Origin of the sequence: Paraburkholderia sp. J67 (assembly GCF_905220265.1) — a bacterium.
Classification (GTDB): domain Bacteria; phylum Pseudomonadota; class Gammaproteobacteria; order Burkholderiales; family Burkholderiaceae; genus Paraburkholderia.
This window is the reverse complement of the sequence record NZ_CAJMZK010000018.1, coordinates 123,325-143,684: the sequence shown is the minus strand read 5'-3', so window position 1 is coordinate 143,684 and position 20,360 is coordinate 123,325. Positions and strand designations below refer to the sequence as shown.

Below are 20,360 nucleotides of genomic sequence, written 5' to 3'. Positions count from 1 at the left end.
TATGCCCCTGGAGGAGCCTCACAATGGATGAGACAAATCCGCAGTCCGCGGAACTGGCCGAGGCGCTCGTACAGCGTCACGCACGACCAGCCCGCACCCTGCTCGCGATCCTGCACGCGATTCAGGACGAACTCGGCTTCGTGCCGCCCGCCACGGTGGCGCCGCTCGCGAAGTCGTTGAATCTCTCGCGCGCCGAAGTCCACGGCGTGCTCACCTACTACCACCATTTCCGCACCGCACCGCCCGCGCCCGTGGTCGTGCAGCTTTGCCGTGCGGAGGCCTGCCGCAGCATGGGCAGCGAGGCGCTGGCGCAGCACGCCGAGTCGCATACGGGCTGCCGCTTCGGCGGCCACGCTCACGACGGCGCGCCGCAGGACACCGTTGCGCTCGAATCGGTCTACTGCCTCGGTCAATGCGCGCTGTCGCCCGCCATGACGATTAACGGCACGCTGCACGCAAAAGTGACCCCGCAGAAGTTCGACGCGCTGCTCGCGAAAGCGCTCGCCGCCGTCGTGCCCACCGAGGAGGCCGCATGACGCGCATCTATGTTCCCCGCGATTCGTCCGCCTTGGCGCTCGGCGCCGATGACATCGCCGCCGCAATCGAGCGCGAAGCCGCCACGCGAGGCGCGACGATCGAACTCGTGCGCAACGGTTCGCGCGGCCTGCTCTATCTCGAGCCGCTCGTCGAAGTCGAGACGCCCGATGGCCGCGTGGGCTACGCAAACGTCGACGAAACCGATGTGAGCGCGCTCTTCGACGCCGGTTTCCTGCACGGCGGCCAGCACGCGCGCAGCGTGGGCCTCGTCGAGCAGATTCCGTATCTGCGCAAGCAACAGCGCCTGACCTTCGCGCGCATCGGCATCACCGATCCGCTCTCGACCGACGACTACGTCGCGCACGGCGGCCTCGAAGGCTTGCGCGCAGCCCTCCAGCTGACGGGCGCGCAAGCCTGCGAAGCGCTGATCGAATCGGGCCTGCGCGGGCGCGGCGGCGCGGCCTTCCCTGCTGGCATCAAGTGGCGCACGGTCATGCAGGCGCACGCCGACCAGAAGTACATCGTCTGCAATGCCGACGAAGGCGATTCGGGCACGTTCTCCGATCGCCTCGTCATGGAGAGCGACCCGTACATGCTGATCGAAGGCATGACGATCGCGGGCGTGAGCGTCGGCGCCACCGTCGGCCATATCTACGTGCGCAGCGAGTATCCGCATTCGATCGCGGCGCTGGAGGAAGCGATCAGCCGCGCCCGCGCCGCGGGCTGGCTCGGCGACGACGTTCTCGGCAGCGGCAAGCGCTTCGATCTGTTCGTCGCCAAAGGCGCGGGCGCCTACGTGTGCGGCGAGGAAACGGCGCTGCTCGAATCGCTCGAAGGCAAGCGCGGCATCGTGCGCGCGAAGCCGCCGCTGCCGGCGCTCGCGGGCCTCTACGGCAAGCCCACGGTCATCAACAATGTCATCACGCTCGCCACGGTGCCGATCATCTTTGCGAAGGGCGCGGCGTTCTACAAGGACTTCGGCATGGGCCGCTCGCGCGGCACGCTGCCCTTCCAGCTTGCAGGCAATATCGCGTGCGGCGGACTCGTCGAACTCGCCTTCGGCGTGACGCTGCGCGAACTGATGTTCGACTACGGCGGCGGCACCGCCAGCGGTCGGCCCGCGCGCGCGGTGCAAGTGGGCGGCCCGCTCGGCACCTATCTGCCCGAGCGCCAGTGGGACATTCCGATGGACTACGAAGCGTATGCCGCAGTCGGCGCGGTCGTCGGTCATGGCGGCATCGTGGTGCACGACGACAGCTCGAATCTCGCAGAACTTGCGCAGTACGCGATGCAGTTCTGCACGCTCGAATCGTGCGGCAAGTGCACGCCATGCCGCATCGGCTCCACGCGCGGCGTCGAGGTGATCGCGAAGATCCGCCAGGGCGACACCTCGGAAAAGCAGGTCACGTTGCTGCGCGATCTGTGCGACACGATGGTGTCCGGCTCGCTCTGCGCGATGGGCGGCATGACGCCCTACCCCGTGCTCTCCGCGCTCGATCATTTTCCCGAAGATTTCGGTCTCGAACCCGCTGTTCAACCGACGGCCGCCGCCTGAACGAGGAACCACCATGTCCGACATGAACGCGTCTCAAGCCGGCGGTTGCGGTTCCGGTAACTGCGCCTGCAAATCGGCGGCACTGCAAAAACGCTCCCCCTTCGACGACACCGACTTCGGCACGCCGCTGCGTCACGCCGATGTCGATGTCACGCTCGACATCGACGGTCAAAGCGTGACGGTGCCCGCGGGCACCTCCGTCATGCGCGCCTCGATCGAAGCTGGCATCAACGTGCCCAAGCTCTGCGCGACCGACTCGCTCGAACCGTTCGGCTCGTGCCGTCTGTGCCTCGTGGAGATCGAAGGTCGGCGCGGCTATCCGGCTTCGTGCACGACGCCCGTCGAAGCGGGCATGAAGGTGCGCACCCAGACCGACCGCCTCCAGAAACTGCGCCGCAACGTGATGGAGCTTTACATCTCCGATCACCCGCTCGACTGCCTCACCTGCCCCGCTAACGGCGACTGCGAACTGCAGGACATGGCGGGCGTGACGGGCCTGCGCGAAGTGCGCTACGGCTTCGACGGCGCCAACCATCTGAAGAACCAGAAAGACGAGTCGAACCCGTACTTCACCTACGATCCGTCGAAGTGCATCGTCTGCAATCGCTGCGTGCGCGCCTGCGAGGAAACGCAAGGCACCTTCGCGCTGACCATCGCCGCGCGCGGCTTCGAATCGCGCGTGGCGGCAGGCGCGAACGAGCCGTTCATGGAATCGGAGTGCGTCTCCTGCGGCGCCTGCGTGGCGGCGTGTCCCACCGCGACGCTGCAGGAAAAGAGCGTCGTGATGCTGGGCCAGGCCGAGCATTCCGTGGTGACGACCTGCGCGTATTGCGGCGTCGGCTGCTCGTTCAAGGCCGAGATGAAGGGCAACGAGGTCGTGCGCATGGTGCCGCACAAGAACGGTCAGGCGAACGAAGGTCACGCCTGCGTGAAGGGCCGCTTCGCATGGGGCTACGCCACGCACAAGGACCGCATCAAGAAGCCGATGATCCGCGCGAAGATCACCGACCCGTGGCGCGAAGTCAGTTGGGAAGAAGCCATCGACTATGCGGCGAGCGAATTCCGCCGCATCCAGACGAAGCACGGGCGCGACTCGATTGGCGGCATTACGTCCTCACGCTGCACGAACGAAGAGACCTATCTCGTGCAGAAGCTCGTGCGCGCTGCATTCGGCAACAACAACGTCGATACCTGCGCGCGCGTGTGCCACTCGCCCACGGGCTACGGCCTGAAGACCACGCTCGGCGAATCGGCGGGCACGCAGACGTTCGCGTCGGTCGATCATTCGGACGTGATCATGGTGATCGGCGCGAATCCGACCGACGGTCATCCGGTGTTCGGCTCGCGTCTGAAGCGCCGCGTGCGTCAGGGCGCGAAGCTGATCGTCGTCGATCCGCGCCGCATCGATATCGTCGATACCGCGCACGTGAAGGCCGAGCAGCATCTGCAACTGCGCCCGGGCACCAACGTGGCGATGATCAACGCGCTCGCGCACGTGATCGTCACCGAAGGTCTGGTGAACGAAGCTTTCGTGGCCGAGCGCTGCGAAACGCGCGCGTTCGAGCAATGGCGCGATTTCGTCGCGCTGCCCGAGAACTCGCCCGAGGCCATGGAGGCGCTCACGGGTGTGCCCGCGCAACAGGTGCGCGAGGCCGCGCGGCTCTATGCGCGCCGTGGCAACTCGGCGATCTACTACGGCCTGGGCGTGACGGAACATGCACAAGGCTCGACGATGGTGATGGGCATCGCCAACCTCGCGATGGCGACGGGCAACATCGGCCGCGAAGGCGTCGGCGTCAATCCGCTGCGCGGCCAGAACAACGTGCAAGGGTCGTGCGACATGGGTTCGTTCCCGCACGAGCTGCCCGGCTATCGTCACGTGGGCGACGCGACGACGCGCGCGCTCTTCGAAGACGCCTGGCAGGTCGCGCTGCAAAGCGAGCCGGGCCTGCGCATTCCGAACATGTTCGAAGCGGCGCTCGACGGCACCTTCATGGGCCTCTATTGCCAGGGCGAGGACATCGTCCAGTCCGATCCGAACACACAGCATGTGGCGGCGGCGCTCTCGTCGATGGAATGCATCGTCGTGCAGGATATTTTCCTGAATGAGACGGCGAAGTATGCGCACGTGCTGCTGCCGGGTTCCTCGTTCCTCGAAAAGGACGGCACCTTCACCAACGCCGAGCGCCGCATCTCGCGCGTACGCAAGGTGATGCCGCCGATCGCCGGTTACGCCGACTGGGAAGTGACGATCCTGCTGGCCCGCGCGCTCGGCTACGAGATGGGCTACACGCATCCGTCGCAGATCATGGACGAGATCGCGCGCCTCACGCCCACCTTCCACGGCGTCTCGTACGCGAAGCTCGACGCCGTGGGCAGCGTCCAGTGGCCGTGCAACGACGACGCGCCCGATGGCACGCCGATCATGCACATCGACGGCTTCGCGCGCGGCAAGGGCAAGTTCGTCATCACGAAGTTCATCGCCTCGCCCGAAAAGGTCACGCGGCGCTTCCCGCTGCTGCTCACGACGGGCCGCATCCTCTCGCAGTACAACGTGGGCGCGCAGACGCGCCGCACCGAGAACTCGCGCTGGCACGAAGAGGACCGGCTGGAGATCCATCCCGTCGATGCCGAGGATCGCGGCATTCGGGACGGTGACTGGGTGGGCATCGAATCGCGCGCCGGACAGACGGTGCTGCGCGCGAAGGTCAGCACGCGCATGCAGCCGGGCGTGGTCTACACGACGTTCCACTTCCCCGAATCGGGCGCCAACGTCATCACGACCGATGCCTCCGACTGGGCCACCAATTGCCCCGAGTACAAGGTGACGGCCGTGCAGGTGAGCCACGTGCAGCAGCCTTCGGAATGGCAGCGCGAGTACTCGCGCTTCAATGCGACGCAGCTCGATCTGCTGGGCAAGCGCGAAGCGTTCTCGACCTCGGGGAAATGAAGCGATGAAAACCGACCACCTGATTGAAATGGCCAACCAGATCGGCATGTTCTTCGACTCGCTGCCCGATCGCGAGGAAGCGCTCACGGGCATCGCCGATCACATTCGCCGCTTCTGGGAACCGCGCATGCGCCGCGCGCTGCTGGCAGCGCTCGACGGCACGCACGACGACGCGGGCGATGCGGGCTTTAGCGAGATCGTGCGCGCCGCGCTGGTACGGTATCGCGAAGCGCTAACGCCTGCCGCGCAGACCTGAGCCAGCGTCGCGCGACATCACTGCGCGGACGGCCTGGGCGATGGCGTCGGTGCGAACCACGTCTCGCAGTGGCGCAGCAGCCCATGCAGGTCCGAGCCCGTGCGACCGCGCGCGCAGATATAGCCGTCGGGCCGCACGAGGTAGAACGCGGGCCGCGTGCGGCCGTAAGCATCGCCAAGCGTTGGCGCGCCCTCGCCCGCAAGCGGCGCGTCGCCCTCCTCCAGTTCCGCGAGCCACCAGACCCGCACCGCCTGCGGCAAGACGCGTTCGACCGATTCGGCGAAATGGCGCAACGCTTCGGGTCCGTTGCCCGTCGCGCCATTCACCGCGGCTGATGGTGCAGCGGCATCCGCGCCGCCCTTTTCATCCGCGTGTTCCGCCGCGCGCAGCGCGTCCTCGTCCACCAGCAGGAAGAGCGAAAAGCTCGCGGGGTCGTGCAGATCGAACAGCCTCCCCTTGCCCGGCGCCTTGCCGAGCGGTCCGTCGATCACGCGCACGCAGGCATCGGGCGCGCGCTCGCCCGCACGCGGCCCGCCGTCGAGTACACGCTCCAGCGTGAGCGCGCTGCGCCGGTACTGGATCGACAGCTCGCTCACCGCCTGGCGCGCCGCATCGCGCAGCGGTCCCAGCGCCACGAGCGCCGGCATCACGCGTTCGCGCAGCAGCTTGAGCGGCCCGTGATCGGCCTCGACGAGTTGCGTCATGAAGCTCGTCTGACGCAACACGATGCGCTCGATCGGATAACGCTCGGCGTGGTAGGTGTCGAGCAGGCGGTCGGGCGCGCCGCCCAGCACACGCGCGAGCTTCCAGCCCAGATTGAAGGCCTCCTGAATGCCCGTGTTCATGCCTTGCGCCCCCGCCGGACTGTGCACGTGCGCAGCATCGCCCACGAAGAACACGCGCTCCATGCGCAGGAATCGCACCATGCGGCTGTTCACGCGGAAGTAAGATGCCCAGCTCATGTCGGCGATCGAGACCGGGTGATGCACGCGCCGCTCGACGATCGAGCGGCACTCGTCGAGCGTCGGCACGGGGATCGTGCCTTCGGGCGCGGCGGGCAACATGGACTTGTGATCGGCGATCAGACGATAACGGCCACGCCCGTAGGGAAACAAGGCGGCCAGGCCGTCGCCCGAAGCAAACACGTGGAACTCGTCGTCGGACCAGGGCGTGCTCGCGTCGATATCGGCGAGCAGGAACGACTGCGGCAGCGTCTCACCCTCGAACTGCATGCCCAGGTGATGACGCACGGTGCTGTGCGCGCCGTCGGCGGCGATCAGGTACGCGCAGCGCAGCGCCTCCACCCGGCCACCGGCGTGGCGCACATCGACGCTCACGCCCGCCGCGCCCTGATTGCACTCGAGCAGCTCGCAGCCACGCTCGACCTCGACGCCGAAGCTCGCGAGGTGCTCCGTGAGAATGCGCTCCGTCTCGGTCTGATCGAGGAAAAGCAGATACGGATAGCGCGTGAACAGCGGATCGAAATCGAGCTGCGCGCGGCGCTGTCCGTTCGAGTAGAGATTGGCGACGTGTGCGCGATGACCGCGCGCGAGAAAGGACTCGACGATGCGATGCTGCTCGAACAGTTCGAGCGTGCGCGCCTGGATGCCGATGGCGCGCGAATGACGTCCGGGCTCGGGCGCGCGATCGATCAGACGGACCGGAATGCGCGCGCGGGCGAGACTCAGGGCAGCGGCGAGACCGGTCGGTCCCGCGCCGACGATGAGCACGGACGGCTGGGAGAAAACCTCGGTCATGCAGACCTCCATGCGGCCAACATGAACCGTAGTGTACGCCCGCTGTCAGCGCCGCCGTGCGCGTAAAGGCATCGCATCCGGGTCAACGATGACGGCCGTGCGCAACGCGGGTGTGGTCGTAAGCGCCGCGTGGGGGGCGTCGCCTGACGCGCCGTCGTGCGGGTGATCGGCGCTCGCCCCATCACTTCCGGCAAGCAAAACGGCGGCGCTTGCGCGCACGAATCGCCGGGTTGCGGCAACGCGCCAGGTCAAGATCCCTGGTCCGGATCGCGGAACGCTGGCGCGAGTGTGGGAAAATGCCGCCTTTGCATCTCCAACGTATTTGCCTTTCGGTCATGGAACAGGTTTTTGTCCGCGCGTTCGCCGCACATCGCGACGGCCGGCTGGATGACGCCGAGCGCGGTTACCGCGCGACGCTCGCCGCCGATCCCGTGCACGTCGATGCGCTGCACATGCTCGGCGTGCTGCGGCATCAGCAGGGCCAGCACGCCGAAGCCGCGGACCTCGTGCGCCGGGCGGTCGACCTGCGGCCCGAGGACGCCGCGCTCCAGCTCAACCTCGGCAATGCGCTGAAGGCGCTGGGCGAGCTCGACAATGCGATCGAGCGCTTTCGCAATGCGCTCACGCTCGCGCCCACCTTCGCGCTCGCGCACTACAACCTCGGCAACGCCTACGCGGCGATCGGCCGCCACGAGGACGCGATGTACGCGTTCGGCCACGCCGTGCGCCTGCAACCGGGCGACGCCTCGTCGCAGAACAATCTCGGCAACGCGCTGCACGCGCTCGGCCGCCACGCCGAAGCCGCCGATGCGTTCCGCCGTGCGCTCAAGATCCGTCCGGGCCACGCTGGCGCGCACAACAACCTCGGTATGGCCCTCAATGCGCTCGGCGATAGCGCGGGCGCGGTCGAGCATTTCCAGAAGGCACTGCGCGTGGAGCCGCGCTTTGTCGCCGCGCACTTCAACCTGGCGAACACGCTCGACGCCACGGGGTATCACTCGCACGCCGTATCCGGCTACGAGGCCGCGCTGGCGTTGCAACCCCAATTTCCGCCAGCGCTCTTCGGTCTGGGCAACGCGCTCGCGGCGCTGGGCCGTTACAACGAAGCGATCACGGCCTACGAGCGCGCAATCGGCCTCGATCCGAAGTTCTCGCTCGCCTGGCTTGCGCTGGGCACGGCGCAGCATGCGCTCGGCCGTCATGCCGCCGCGCTGCGTGCGTTCGACGAAGCGCTGCGCGCGCGCCCCGACCTCGCCGCCGCGCACCTGAACCGCGCGCTCACGTGGCTCACGCTCGGCGACTTCCGGCGCGGCCTGCCCGAGTACGAATGGCGGCTCGATCCGGCTGCGCGCGACGAAGGATTCGGCGCGCTGCGTCCCCTCGGTGCGTTCGGCACCGCCGTCGCGAACCCGCAGCCCGCCTGCCCGCAAACCGTGCCGCGCTGGCGCGGCGAGCCGCTCGGCGAGCGCACACTGCTGATCCACGCCGAACAGGGGTTCGGCGACACGCTCCAGTTCATCCGCTTCGTGCCGTCCGTGCTCGCGCTGGCGCAGGCCGGCACCCGCATCGTGCTCGAAGTGCAGGCGCCGCTCGTGCCGCTCATCGCACCCGCTGCCCACACCGCGCGTATCACGCTGATCACGCAGGGCGCGCCGCGCCCGAACGCCGATCTGCAATGCCCGCTGCTGTCGCTGCCGCTCGCGCTCGGCACGACCTTCGACGCCCTGCCCGCGCCCATGCCCTATCTCGCCGCGCCCAGCGCCTACCGCCGCAAATGGCGCGGTTCGCTCGGCGGTCAGGCCAAGCGCAAGATCGGCATTGCGTGGTCGGGCCGCATCCACCGGCACGAAAACCGCAGCATGCCCCTTGCGGCGCTCGAACCGCTCTTCGCACTCGACGGCATCGACTGGATCGTCCTGCAACCCCAACTGAGCGAGGCCGAGCACGCGGCGCTCGACACGCATCCATGCGCACGCTCGATCCATCGGCTCGGCGACAAGCTCGCTGATTTCGCGGATACCGCCGCCGTGATCGAACGGCTCGACGCCGTGGTCTCGATCGACACGTCGATTGCCCACCTGGCCGGCGCGCTCGACGCGAAGCTCTGGCTGATGCTGCCCTTCGCCGCCGACTGGCGCTGGTTCACGGGCACCGACGCGAGCCCCTGGTATCCGCGCGCGCGGCTCGTGCGCCAGCCGCGGCCCGGCGCGTGGGACGAGGTCGTCGCGCAGGTCGCCCAGGCCTTGCGCGAAGGCTGACCGACTGGCGGCACGCGCGCGCTGGGCGTAAAAAAACCCGCATCGCTGCGGGTTTTTTTATCGCTGCGCAAGTCGCGATCCGGCGCGTCAGACCGTCTTGTACTGGTTGCGCGCCTCGGCCGTGCGGTAGAGCACGAGCGTGGCGACCAGCCCGCAGATGCCCGCGACGCCCATCCATGCGCCCGGCGCCGCCTTGTTGCCGCTGATATGGATCAGGTAGGTCGAAATGGCCGGCGTGAAACCGCCAATCGTCGTCGCGAGACTGTAGGCCAGCGAAAAACCGGCCGTGCGCACGTCGGCGGGCATGACTTCGGTAAGCGCCACGACCATCGCACCGTTGTAGCAGCCATAGAGGAACGAGAGCCACAGTTCGACCACCAGGAGACGGGCGAACGACGGATCGGCCACCAGCCACTGCACGGCCGGATAGGCGGTCAGGATCGTGAGCACCGTGAAGGTGAGCAACACGGGACGGCGGCCGATGCGGTCCGAGATCGCGCCCGCGACCGGCAGCCAGAACAGGTTGGACAGACCGATGCAGACCGTCACGATGAGCGTGTCGATCTCGCCCATCTTGAGCACTTCCTTGCCGAAGGTCGGCGTGTAGGCCGTGATCATGTAGAACGACACCGTCGTCATGATGACCATGCCCATGCCGCCGATGACGATGCCCCAGTTCTGCACCATCGACGTCATGATTTCGCCGATCGACGGACGATGCTTTTTCTTCGCGAACTCTTCGGTCTCCTGCAACGAGCGGCGAATGATGAACAGGAACGGCACGATGCAGCAGCCGATGATGAACGGCACGCGCCAGCCCCAGGACGTCATTTCCTCGACTGGCAGGAGACGGTGCAGCAGCACGCCGAGCAGCGCCGCGAACACCACGGCCACCTGCTGGCTGCCCGACTGCCAGGACACGTAGAAGCCCTTGTTGCCCTTGGTCGCGATTTCCGAGAGGTAGACGGAGACACCGCCCAGCTCCACGCCCGCCGAGAAGCCCTGCAACAGGCGCCCCAGCAGCACGAGCGCCGGTGCGAGCACGCCGATCGTGGCGTAGCCCGGCACGACCGCGACGGTAAGCGTGCCGAGCGCCATCAGGCCAAGCGTGAGGATGAGGCCCTTGCGCCGTCCGTGGTGGTCGATATACGCGCCGAGAATGATTGCCCCGAGCGGCCGCACGAGGAAGCCGGCGCCGAACACGGACAGCGCGAGCATCAGCGAGGCGAAAGCGTTGTTGCTCGGGAAGTAGGTCCTGGCGATCGCGGAAGCGTAGTAGCCATAGACCATGAAGTCGTACATTTCCAGGAAGTTGCCGCTGACGACGCGGAACACCGTGCGGAACTTCGATTCGCTGGAAGGAGCGTGGGTCGCTGTGGACATGACAGTCTCTGAAGGGGGTGTCGGCCAACCGATGCAGGCGAATGCCCACTCCTGGATGGTTCGACAGGGAAACACGAAACACCGCCGCGGCGCCGCGCACCCCGGCCCCGCGCGCGCCCGCGCGGGCGCCTATTATGCTGCGTCCCCCTATGCCCTGAAATCCGGGTAAGACCTGGCAAGCGTTAGCTAACTCACGCCAGGTTCGCTCATTTCTTTCTATTTGCCTTCTTTTATTTCAATTATCTTTCGCGAAGGTGGAATTCCGCCGCGCGTCGCGCGACGCTACCTATCATGCACAATAGCGCATCGATGCGGCCTGTTCCGGCGATTTCGCCGGGATCGTGACAGACCGCACCTTTTCGACCTCGCCGATGCCCAGCATGTCCACCGCCGCCATCCTGTCGTTGCGCCCGGCCACGGCTGCCGACGCCCCACTCCTCGCCGCCATGCACGCCGCCAGCTGGCAGGCCACCTATCGTCAACTGCTGCCGGCGGACTTTCTCGAACGCGACGTGACTGCCGAGCGCGCGGCCTACTGGCGTGCACGCATGCAAGCGCCGGGCGAGGAGCGCCGCCTCGTGCTGATCGCCGAACTCGAGGTGCAGCCGGACGGCCGCGAGCCTGTCGGCTTCGTGTGCGTCGAGCGCCAGCCCGAATCACCGTGGGGCGTGCTGCTGGACAATCTCCATGCGCTGCCGGCGCATCAGGGTATCGGCGTAGGCAAGCGGCTCATGGAGGCCGCACAGGCGTGGGCGCGTGAGCAAGGCGAGGCGCAACTCTATTTGTATGTGCTCGACGGCAATACGCCGGCCATCGCCTTTTACGAGCGTCAGGGCTGGAAGTACTCGGGCGCCGAGCCCGATCACATGGGCGGCATCGACATCACGGCGCTGCGCTACGTCTACCGGCTCGACGCGCGCTAACCTCCGGATTTCGCGCAAGACACCGCGCTGCGCGCCATACCCGGCACGCAGACGTGCCCTCGTGTGCATTCTGTCTACAATTGCAGTCAAATTTTCAGATGTTTCCGATGGATTGCCGGGTGTCGGAATCGCATGATTCAGGGTCAATCAGTCGATTCCCCGAATAGCGCGCTGCTGCGCTGGCTTATGGCGCGCCTTTCGAACTCCCCCATGTTCTGGTGCCCCGCCACAACAAGGCAGCGAGAAATCCATGTCAATTTTTCCGTTAGTTCAGGTGGAAGGCGCACTCGCGATGCCGCACATGCGCCCGCTCAACCGCGTCCCCCCGCCATTTGGCCGTGAATGGTCACTCATGCCGTCGCATTTCAGCCTGCGCACCGAACTGCACGCGCTGTATGCGGCGTTCCTGCGCACGATCTGCCTGAGCGCGGATGCCTTCCGTCAGACGTATCGCTGGGATCGCCAGCCCCGCCCCCGGGTGGCGCCCGAAGCGCCTCGGCCCGCCGCGGCGCCAATTGGCGCCGCGCTGAACGCCGCTCAGGCCTTGCAGGCCGCCGCCCAGGCGCTGGGCGGGCGCAAGGCCCGATCCGCGCAGTCCGCAGGGACCAATGGGGCCGCGCAATCGGGCCAACCGGCACACACCGTGCGCGCTGCACGGATCGAGCGCACGCCGCCGTCTTCGCACAAACTCGCGGCCAGCGCAGTGGCCATCGGCGGCGCGGCACTGCTTACGTGGATCGTCGCCAGCCATACGCAATTCGGCGTCGACAAACAAGCCCCGAACGCCCCCACCCTGCGCGAGGCTGCGGGCCCGGCATCGAAGGCCGGCGTGCAATCATCGGCACGTCTGGCCGACGAACGTGAGCAACACGACCGCTCGGTTTCGGGGGCCATCGATACTCCACAGACCATTGCCACGCCGGTTGCCAGCCATGAGAGCGGCGTAGCGGTCGGTTCCACGGTCGTCGCACAACGGGCTTCAACACCCGCGCCTGAGGTCGCGCAGCCGCAACGTGCGAACACCGCAGCGAACGGTGCCACGGTCGCTGCTGTGGCCCCTGCGACGCCCACCGTTGTGCCACAGGCTCAGTCCGCGCCCGCACTGGCCGTCTCGCCCCCATCGGCCGCCGCGCAGCCCGCCCCGGCTGCCGCCGCGGCGCGCCCAGACTTCGCAATGCGCGCGCAGGCGACGACACCCGTGCGCGCCACGCTTGCGTCGAAGGCCGCAAGCGAGCAACGCGCAAGCACGGTGAAGCGCCGCCCGGTCGCTACGTCAGGCGCGAAAGCAACTCGTGGCGCAAGTCAGCGCCACGCGGCACACGAATTCGCGCCGCAACGCAGCGCTGCGCCCGTCACTACCCACCGCACACGTGGTATGTACTCGGAAGCCGCCGAGTATTCGCCGCATCAGTTCGCGGCCAACTCCGGTGACGAATATTCATCGCTCACGACCTACGCCGCCACGGCCGCCGCATCGCGCCCCGCAAGCCGCGCCACGGTAGCCGCAGACAGCACGGAATGGGTCAATCACGTCGCGCAACGGCGCGTGACCGAGGTACCCGATCGCTTCGCGAAGTAATACCGCCCGCTAGCGCGCGCGATTCGCGAACAACAAAAAGCCCGGCCAGTTTGGCCGGGCTTTTTGTTGTTCGCTGCGCTGCGTTTGGTGGGCTTTCGCTCCGCCTCCCGCATAAGCCGCCTGCACTCGTCATCCAGATCCACCACGCCGCCCGCAGGCGGCGCGATGCGCAAGCGCCTCCCCGCTAACGTCGAGACCCCGGGAGTCCTTGTTCTGTTTCACGCTGAAGCTGATCGACCTGATTCTGCAAATCACGCAATTGCGCTTGCGCCTGGATCTTTTGGGCATTGAGCGCAGCGGCGTTGCCCTGGGCCTGGCGCTGGTAGTCATCGACGCGCGCCTGCTGTGTGCGCGCTACGTCAATATCGGCCTGTAGACGGCGAGCGCGATCCTCGTTGATAGCAATCACACGCTCGATGAAGGCCTTCTGCGCCTCGATCTGCATGCGGCGGATTTCGACTTCCGCAAGCCGCTGGGTCTGCTGCACGAAGTTTGCATAGATCGACTCCGCGCGCGCGTCGTCCTGCGATCGGATCACGCGCCAGAAGTGCTTGTCCTGGAACAGCACCACGTAATACGTCATCTCGGGCGGATAGAAGAACAGGCTCGCCCCGTAGCTGGCGTTATAGGTCGTACGCAGCTCGACCAGTTGTGCGTCGTGAATGAGCTGCATCAACGTGGCAACGTCGCCCTGCGATGCGCCTGCCGTCGACTGATCGTCGATTATCCCGGCGGGCGGCTGCGCGTTCGCGGGCTGTGGCGTCAGACTGCCGAGCGCCGGGCGGCTGCCGGCCACCGGCGCAGCCTCGCTTGCGGGCGCGCCGGCCCACGCGGGCACGCCGTGCTGCAAGAGTGTGACGACCGCGGCGCTCAACAGGGCGCGCCGCAGCGGAGTGGATTGCTTCATGACTGCCTGTTCCGTTCTGGATTCCGAGTAACCGCTTATTATCGCCGCCCGAAAATCTCATAAACGTCGATTAATTTCGGATAACAAACGAACCTGCTATTCGCTTGTCCGAAATCACCTACTTAATCTTAGGAATGTCAGACTAGTCGTAGTGAAAAATAAAAAAGGGGCTGTCGCCCCTTTTTGCTGCGGTTTTCGTGGTCGCTTGCGTCAGAAGCGCGTCTCGCGCGCGGAGCGCAAAAAGCTATCGAGCAGCGGCGTGCAGTCGAGCATTTCGGGGCCGCCCGCGCGATGGAATTCCGGGTGCCACTGCACGCCCACCACGAACGGCGCACGCCGATATCGCACGGCTTCGATCAGACCGTCGCCCGCCGACACCGCCTCGACGGTGAGATCGCGGCCCAGCGTCTTGACCGCCTGGTGGTGAATCGAATTGACGATGGCCTCGCGCCGCCCCGGGAACATGCTCGCGAGCGACGAGCCTTCCGGGAAGGTGATGGCGTGGCGGTGCTGGTCATAATGTTCGCTGACGTGCACGCCGGCCGTGGGCACATCACTGGCGATGTCCTGATAAAGCGAGCCGCCGAACGCGACGTTGATGAGCTGGCAGCCGCGACACACGCCGAGCACCGGCTTGCCCGACTCGACGAACTCATGCAGCAGTTCCAGCTCGTACATATCGCGCACGCGGTCGCCCGGCCATTCGGGTCGTGGCGCGACTTCCGCGTAAGTTTGCGGCGAGACGTCGGCGCCGCCTTGCAGCAGCAGGCCGTCGAGATGCTTCGCGTAATCGCGCAGGCGGATGTTGCTCGGATGCAGCATGCCCTGATGACCGACCGTCGGAATCATGAAGACGATCACGTCGCGCGACATGACCCAGTGGGCGATCGACTCTTCGAGATATTGCAGCGTTTTGCCGCGCAACCCCTGCGCGCCCGGCTCCGGGTGAAAGATGCGCGCCGACACGCCAATGCGCAGCGTACGCTGGGTGATGCGCTGGCCCGCGCGATCGAACAGCTGACGCGCGCGCGCCGCGATAATGCGCCCGAGCACCGACCAGGCCGAATCACTGGGCCGCAGATAGCGCGGCGAATCGGGCGGCAGTGCGCCCGGCGGCGGCGGATTCTGCGCGGTGAAATCGGGGGCCTGGCCAAAGCCCGCAGGCGCGGAACCCGGACGCGGCGCCGCTTCGGTCTGCGGCGGCATGGCCTGCGTGGCGGCTTCGGATGCGCCAGCCTGCGTCGCAGCTTGCGTGGGAGCCGGCACGTCCCTCGCCGCTTCGCTCGCTACTTCGATCGGCACCTGCGGCGTACCCGCACGCGTCGACGCCGCGGCGGCCTCGGCTTGCTGACGCGCAACGGCTCGCGCTGCCTCTTCGCGGGCCTGCGCGGCCTCGGTGGCGGGCTGACTCTGGGTCGGCGTCTCAGAAGGCGCGGCCCTGGGCGCCACCGGCTCCTCGTCGGTGCCGCCGCCGGAACTGTCCGCGCCCGCTGTGTCGGGTGTCACGGTCGAAGCGCTCTCGGGTGCATCGGTCGATGCACGCCGCGCGGCCTCGCCAGAGGGCGCGCCGCCAGAGGGCGCGCCGCCAGAGGGCGCACCGCCGGAGGGCGCACCGCCGGAGGGCGCATGCGCCTGGGCAGCATCGGGAGTCGCGGAAGAAGAAGCGGGAGAAGCAGCGCCGGTATCGGCGGGACGGTCAGCGCCGTCGGGAACCTCGGGGCGATCGGTCTTGTTTTCGCTCATGACGTGGGGTCGGGCGCGCTGCATCGTCGCAGGCGCAAACGAATGAACAGGGTTCCGATTATGCGTCCCACGGCATGACGCCGCCACCCATTTGCACAATTGCTCACATTCCGACACACAAACGCCGCCGCGCGCCCTGCGCCCCGATCAGGAATCCTGGCGTTCGTCGAAGGTCTCGCGCAGCGCGATCTGCATGCTCGCGTGGATTTTCACGCACCAGCGCCACAGCAGCATCGTGAGCAGCGCCGCGCACACCAGCACGCCAATCAGGAAGCCCGTGGGCGGCAGGATCGTGCCCGAGAGCGCGGCCACCAGCACGAACACGCCGATCATCGACACCGCCGGCACGAGTTCCGCGATCGCATGGCGCAGCGCGCGCGTGAAACGCCCCGCCTTCTCGGGCTGCACGCTCACCTCGGCGAGCAGCAGCGCGAGCGACTGGGTCTTGCGCCACACGGCCACGAGGAACGGCATCGCGAAGAGCAGCGCCGCGCTCCACAGCACCACGCGCTGAATACGCTCATCGGGCACCCAGCTCGCAATGAGCGGCGACGCGTAGCGCGCGCCATACGACATGCCGATAAAAATCGCCGACACCAGCGCGAGATTCACCGCGATCTGCAACACGATGCGCTTCGTGAGCGAAAAGAGCGTCGGGCCGTTCGAGCGCGGCATCAGGCAGCGCAGCCACTGGCTGTACATGCCGAACACGTTGGACACCGCTGGCGGCATCGCGCGCGCGAGGCGCTGCGAAAGCGGATCGGCCACGCGGATCAGATAAGGCGTGGTGAGCGTCGTGATCGCGGAGACCGTCACCGCGATCGGATAGAGAAAGCCGCTCGTGACCTTCAGCGTGAGACCTAGCGAAGCGATGATGAACGAGAACTCGCCGATCTGCGACACCGTCATGCCCACGCGCATCGCCGTGCGGCCGTCGCGTCCCGCGAGGAAGGTGCCGAGACCGCACGACACCAGCTTGCCGAACACCACGGCGAGCGAGATCACGGCGATCGGCCACGCGTAATCGACCAGCACGAGCGGGTTGAGCATCAGCCCGATGGTCACGAAAAAGATGGCCGAAAACGCATCGCGCAACGGCGCCACCAGATGCTCGATGCGCTCCAGATGCCGCGACTCGGCCATCACCGCGCCGATCAGGAACGCGCCCAGCGCGATCGAGTAATCGAGCTTCACGACCAGCAGACAGAACCCGAAGCAGAAGCCGAGTACCGACACGAGCAGCATCTCGTCGCTGCCCACGCGCGCCACGTAGCCAAGCACGCGCGGCACGACCAGAATGCCCGCCAGCAGCGAGACCAGCATGAAGAGCAGCAGCTTGCCGAGCGTGATGAGCGCGATGCCCGGCGACAGCTCGCCCGTTTGCGCGATACCGCTGAGCAGCACCAGCATGGCGATGCCCAGAATGTCCTCGACGATCAGGATGCCGAACACGAGTTGCGCGAACGGCTCGCGCTTGACGCCCAGATCCGAGAGCGCCTTGACGATGATGGTGGTCGAGGAGATCGCTAGGATCGCGCCGAGAAAGAGCGAATCCATCGCCGCCCAGCCGAAGGCACGGCCGATCTCGTAGCCGAGCCAGAGCATGACCACGATCTCGGACAGCGCCGCGACAATCGCCGTTGCGCCCACCTGGAACAGCTTGCGCAGACTGAATTCGAGGCCGAGCGAGAACATCAGGAACACCACGCCGAGTTCGCCCATCGTCTGGATGGTCTGCTCGTCGTGGATCAGCTGGAACGGCGGCGTGTACGGCCCGATGATCACGCCCGCCGCGATATAGCCGAGCACCACCGGCTGCTTCAGGCGATGAAACAGCACGGTGACGATCCCCGCGATCGCCATCACGACTGCCAGATCCTGAATGAAGCCGATTCCCTGGTGCATAAGCTCAAATCCTTACAAAATGCTATCGAATAGCTGAATGTTACCCGATGAACGCGCTGCGCCAAATCGCCTGTTCAAGAAAAAAATCCACGCTCTACAATGATGTGTCCCTTGCGGCGCGCAGTGTGAACCGCCATCGCGCCGTCGCCCGAGTTCAACGAATCGCCTTCGATGCGCCCGCTGCCATGACCTCTTCCGCTACCCCCACACCCGTGCCCAGTCTTTCGCCGTTCCCGCCGCTCGCCCAGCTGGCGGCCGATCTGGCTGCGGGCCGCACCACCAGCCGCGCCCTCGCCGAAACCGCGCTGGAGCGCATCGAGGACCCGGGCGGCCAGGGCGCGAACGTCTTCACGCATGTCGATGCGGCTCGCGTGCGCGCCGCCGCCGATGCGCACGACCGCCTGCGCGAGTCGGGCACGGTGCTCTCGCCGCTCGCGGGCATTCCGGTGTCGGTCAAGGATCTGTTCGATGTGGCCGGCGAAATCACGCGCGCGGGTTCCACGGCGCTCGCCGGCGCCGCGCCCGCCCGCGCCGATGCGCCCGTCGTCGCGCGCCTGCGCCAGGCCGGCGCGGTGCTGGTCGGGCGCACCAATATGAGCGAATTCGCGTTTTCGGGCCTCGGGCTGAATCCGCACTTCGGCACCCCGCTTTCGCCGTGGCAACGCGACGTGCAAGGCGATGAGCGCGTCGCGGGCGGCTCGTCGTCGGGCGCGGCCGCGTCGGTTGCGGATGGCATGGCCGCCGTCGCGCTCGGCACCGACACTGGCGGCTCGATCCGCATTCCCGCGGCGTTCTGCGGCCTGACCGGCTTCAAACCCACCGCCGCGCGCATCCCCAAGGCAGGCGGCGTGCCGCTCTCGACCACGCTCGATTCGTTCGGGCCGATCGGCAACAGCGTGGCGTGCTGCGCGCTCGTCGACCGCCTGCTCGCCGGGCTCGCGCCGCACATTCCGGCGACGCGCCATCTCGAAGGCGTGCGCATCGGCGTGCTGACGAATTACGTGACCGACGGCGTCGACCCCGAAGTCGCCGAGACGATCGACACGGCGCTCAAGCACCTCGACGCTGCAGGCGCGATCGTCAATGAAGTGCGTTTTTCGGCGTTCGAGCGTTTCGCCGAGATCAACCGCATCGGCTTTGCGTCGATGGAGGCCTACGCGTGGCATCGCGCGCTGATCGCCCAGCATCGCGACCAGTACGATCCGCGCGTGCTCGTGCGCATCCTCAAGGGGGAACCTGCGAGCGCCGCCGATTATCTCGACCTGATCGCCGCGCGCGCCGCCGTGATGGCCGAGGCCCAGGCCACGCTCTGGTCGCGCTTCGACGCCGTGATTGCGCCGACCGTGCCGATCGCGCCGCCCGCCGTCGCCCCGCTCGCCGCCGACGACGAGGTGTTCACCCGCACCAACGCCCTCGTGCTGCGCAACCCGAGCGCCTTCAACTTTCTCGACGCCTGCGCACTTTCGCTGCCGGTTCACCGGCACGGCGCGGCGCCGGTCGGGCTGATGCTCGTGGGTGCGCCGTACGCCGACGACGCGCTGCTCTCGATCGGCCGCGGCGTGGAAGCCGTGCTCGCGCCGCTGCGCTGAGCAAGCCTGCGTGAGATGGCCAGGGCATGCGTCAAAGCGCGCCCTGGCCGTTCGCACGGTGCACTTTCTCGCGCCGCACACCCTTCGCGCTAGAATCCCGACACGCCGTTGCAGCCGCGCCGCTGCGCCATCCAACCCGAACAAAACCAACCTAATGAACGACGATAACGCGCTATTGCGCCGCGAGCGCGGCCTGCTGGTCCTTCTCGGTCTGATCTGTCTTGCGCTGCTGGGCGGCGCGCTCTACATGCAGTACGTCGAGCATCAAGACCCCTGCCCGTTGTGCATCCTGACGCGTTATTTCTTCATCCTGATCGCCGTCTTTGCGTTCCTCGGCGCGCGCTTCGCGAGCTGGCGCGGCGTGCGCGCACTCGAAGGGCTGATCGTGATTTCGGCGGTGGGCGGCCTCGTCGCCTCGGCGCGCCTTGCCTGGGTGCAGGCGTTTCCCAGCTTCAGCTGCGGCTTCGATACGTTGCAGCCGATCGTCGACGCCCTGCCGCCCGCGCACTGGCTGCCGGGCGTGTTCAAGGTTCAGGGACTGTGCGAAACCACCTACCCGCCGATCCTCGGCCTCACGCTGCCGATCTGGTCGGTACTGGCATTCGCCGTCGTGTTCATCGCGGTGCTCGTGAGCCTGTGGCGCAATCGTCGCCGCCAGGTCTCGTGGCCCGGCATCCGCCGCTAAGCCGCCAGGCCGCGCGCCGGTCTTCTTCTGCGCCGCTCCGATCGTGAGCGGCGCGCATTCCCTCCTCGCTTTTCCGGCGCTTTCCGCCACATTTCCAGCGCATTTTCGTCGAAAAGGGCCGGATCTTTCACCGTCCGGTCATTTGCGCCGTCACATAACCCCCATCATTCGCCGGGAATACTTTCCTGGCGCTGTCAGTGCTACAGTCCCAACTGGATGGCGATCTACGTGCGCGAGGCCGGCTTGGGCTCGCCCTGGCTCCCCTGCGTAACGCGCGCCTGATCCGCAATGTCTCCTGGGCTTCACATGACAACGCAAACCATCCGATTCGTC

14 protein-coding genes are annotated in these 20,360 nt (G+C 66.9%); 9 read left to right on the top strand and 5 right to left on the bottom strand.

Going from position 1 to position 20,360, the window contains the following annotated elements; genetic code table 11:
- Positions 1–23 precede the first annotated feature (23 nt).
- Genes U5782_RS27500 through U5782_RS27485 form a run of 4 tightly spaced genes read left to right on the top strand, consistent with a single transcriptional unit; the run spans position 24 to position 5,298 of the window.
- The gene (locus tag U5782_RS27500) at positions 24–536 is read left to right on the top strand and encodes an NAD(P)H-dependent oxidoreductase subunit E (RefSeq protein ID WP_322047044.1); all 513 of its coding nucleotides are present in this window, start codon (positions 24–26) and stop codon (positions 534–536) included.
- On the top strand, positions 533–2,092 hold the full coding sequence (locus tag U5782_RS27495; RefSeq protein WP_322047043.1) for a formate dehydrogenase beta subunit: 1,560 nt from the start codon (positions 533–535) through the stop codon (positions 2,090–2,092). The genes U5782_RS27500 and U5782_RS27495 overlap by 4 nt, the downstream gene beginning before the upstream one ends.
- 13 nt (positions 2,093–2,105) lie before the next feature.
- The gene (fdhF, locus tag U5782_RS27490) at positions 2,106–5,042 is read left to right on the top strand and encodes a formate dehydrogenase subunit alpha (RefSeq protein WP_322047042.1); all 2,937 of its coding nucleotides are present in this window, start codon (positions 2,106–2,108) and stop codon (positions 5,040–5,042) included.
- Between the two features lie 4 nt (positions 5,043–5,046).
- Entirely contained in the window at positions 5,047–5,298 is a 252-nt protein-coding gene (locus tag U5782_RS27485) for a formate dehydrogenase subunit delta (protein ID WP_322047041.1), read from the top strand.
- Between the two features lie 17 nt (positions 5,299–5,315).
- Here the strand turns inward: U5782_RS27485 and U5782_RS27480 are convergent, their stop codons facing one another.
- On the bottom strand, positions 5,316–7,055 hold the full coding sequence (locus tag U5782_RS27480) for an FAD-dependent monooxygenase (protein ID WP_322047040.1): 1,740 nt from the start codon (positions 7,053–7,055) through the stop codon (positions 5,316–5,318).
- Between the two features lie 335 nt (positions 7,056–7,390).
- On the opposite strand from U5782_RS27480, the gene U5782_RS27475 reads away from it, so the two are divergent.
- Entirely contained in the window at positions 7,391–9,313 is a 1,923-nt protein-coding gene (locus U5782_RS27475; protein WP_322047039.1) for a tetratricopeptide repeat protein, read from the top strand.
- 87 nt (positions 9,314–9,400) lie between these two features.
- Here U5782_RS27475 and U5782_RS27470 read toward each other — a convergent pair whose 3' ends face one another.
- The gene (locus U5782_RS27470; protein ID WP_322047038.1) at positions 9,401–10,696 is read right to left on the bottom strand and encodes an MFS transporter; all 1,296 of its coding nucleotides are present in this window, start codon (positions 10,694–10,696) and stop codon (positions 9,401–9,403) included.
- 380 nt (positions 10,697–11,076) lie between these two features.
- Here U5782_RS27470 and U5782_RS27465 point away from each other — a divergent pair, with 380 nt between their 5' ends.
- A complete protein-coding gene (locus U5782_RS27465; RefSeq protein ID WP_322047037.1) occupies positions 11,077–11,619 on the top strand; it encodes a GNAT family N-acetyltransferase in 543 nt (180 codons plus the stop codon).
- A 250-nt stretch (positions 11,620–11,869) separates the two neighbouring features.
- Positions 11,870–13,198, top strand: a complete 1,329-nt coding sequence (locus U5782_RS27460) for a hypothetical protein (protein ID WP_322047036.1) — start codon at positions 11,870–11,872, stop codon at positions 13,196–13,198.
- 184 nt (positions 13,199–13,382) lie between these two features.
- Here U5782_RS27460 and U5782_RS27455 read toward each other — a convergent pair whose 3' ends face one another.
- The 3 genes from U5782_RS27455 to U5782_RS27445 all read right to left on the bottom strand — a co-directional run bounded on the left by U5782_RS27455 (position 13,383) and on the right by U5782_RS27445 (position 17,753).
- Positions 13,383–14,105, bottom strand: coding sequence for a DUF2968 domain-containing protein (locus U5782_RS27455; protein ID WP_322047035.1), 723 nt, complete (start codon positions 14,103–14,105; stop codon positions 13,383–13,385).
- A gap of 210 nt (positions 14,106–14,315) precedes the next feature.
- Positions 14,316–15,848 carry a gamma-glutamyl-gamma-aminobutyrate hydrolase family protein gene (locus tag U5782_RS27450; RefSeq protein ID WP_322047034.1) on the bottom strand — a complete coding sequence of 511 codons (1,533 nt, stop codon included), beginning with the start codon at positions 15,846–15,848 and terminating at the stop codon, positions 14,316–14,318.
- A gap of 147 nt (positions 15,849–15,995) precedes the next feature.
- On the bottom strand, positions 15,996–17,753 hold the full coding sequence (locus tag U5782_RS27445; protein WP_322047033.1) for a cation:proton antiporter: 1,758 nt from the start codon (positions 17,751–17,753) through the stop codon (positions 15,996–15,998).
- Between the two features lie 185 nt (positions 17,754–17,938).
- On the opposite strand from U5782_RS27445, the gene U5782_RS27440 reads away from it, so the two are divergent.
- Together U5782_RS27440 and U5782_RS27435 are read left to right on the top strand one after the other, a co-directional pair.
- Entirely contained in the window at positions 17,939–19,342 is a 1,404-nt protein-coding gene (locus U5782_RS27440; RefSeq protein ID WP_415914416.1) for an amidase, read from the top strand.
- Between the two features lie 154 nt (positions 19,343–19,496).
- Positions 19,497–20,027, top strand: a complete 531-nt coding sequence (locus tag U5782_RS27435) for a disulfide bond formation protein B (RefSeq protein WP_322047032.1) — start codon at positions 19,497–19,499, stop codon at positions 20,025–20,027.
- Positions 20,028–20,360: the final 333 nt, after the last annotated feature.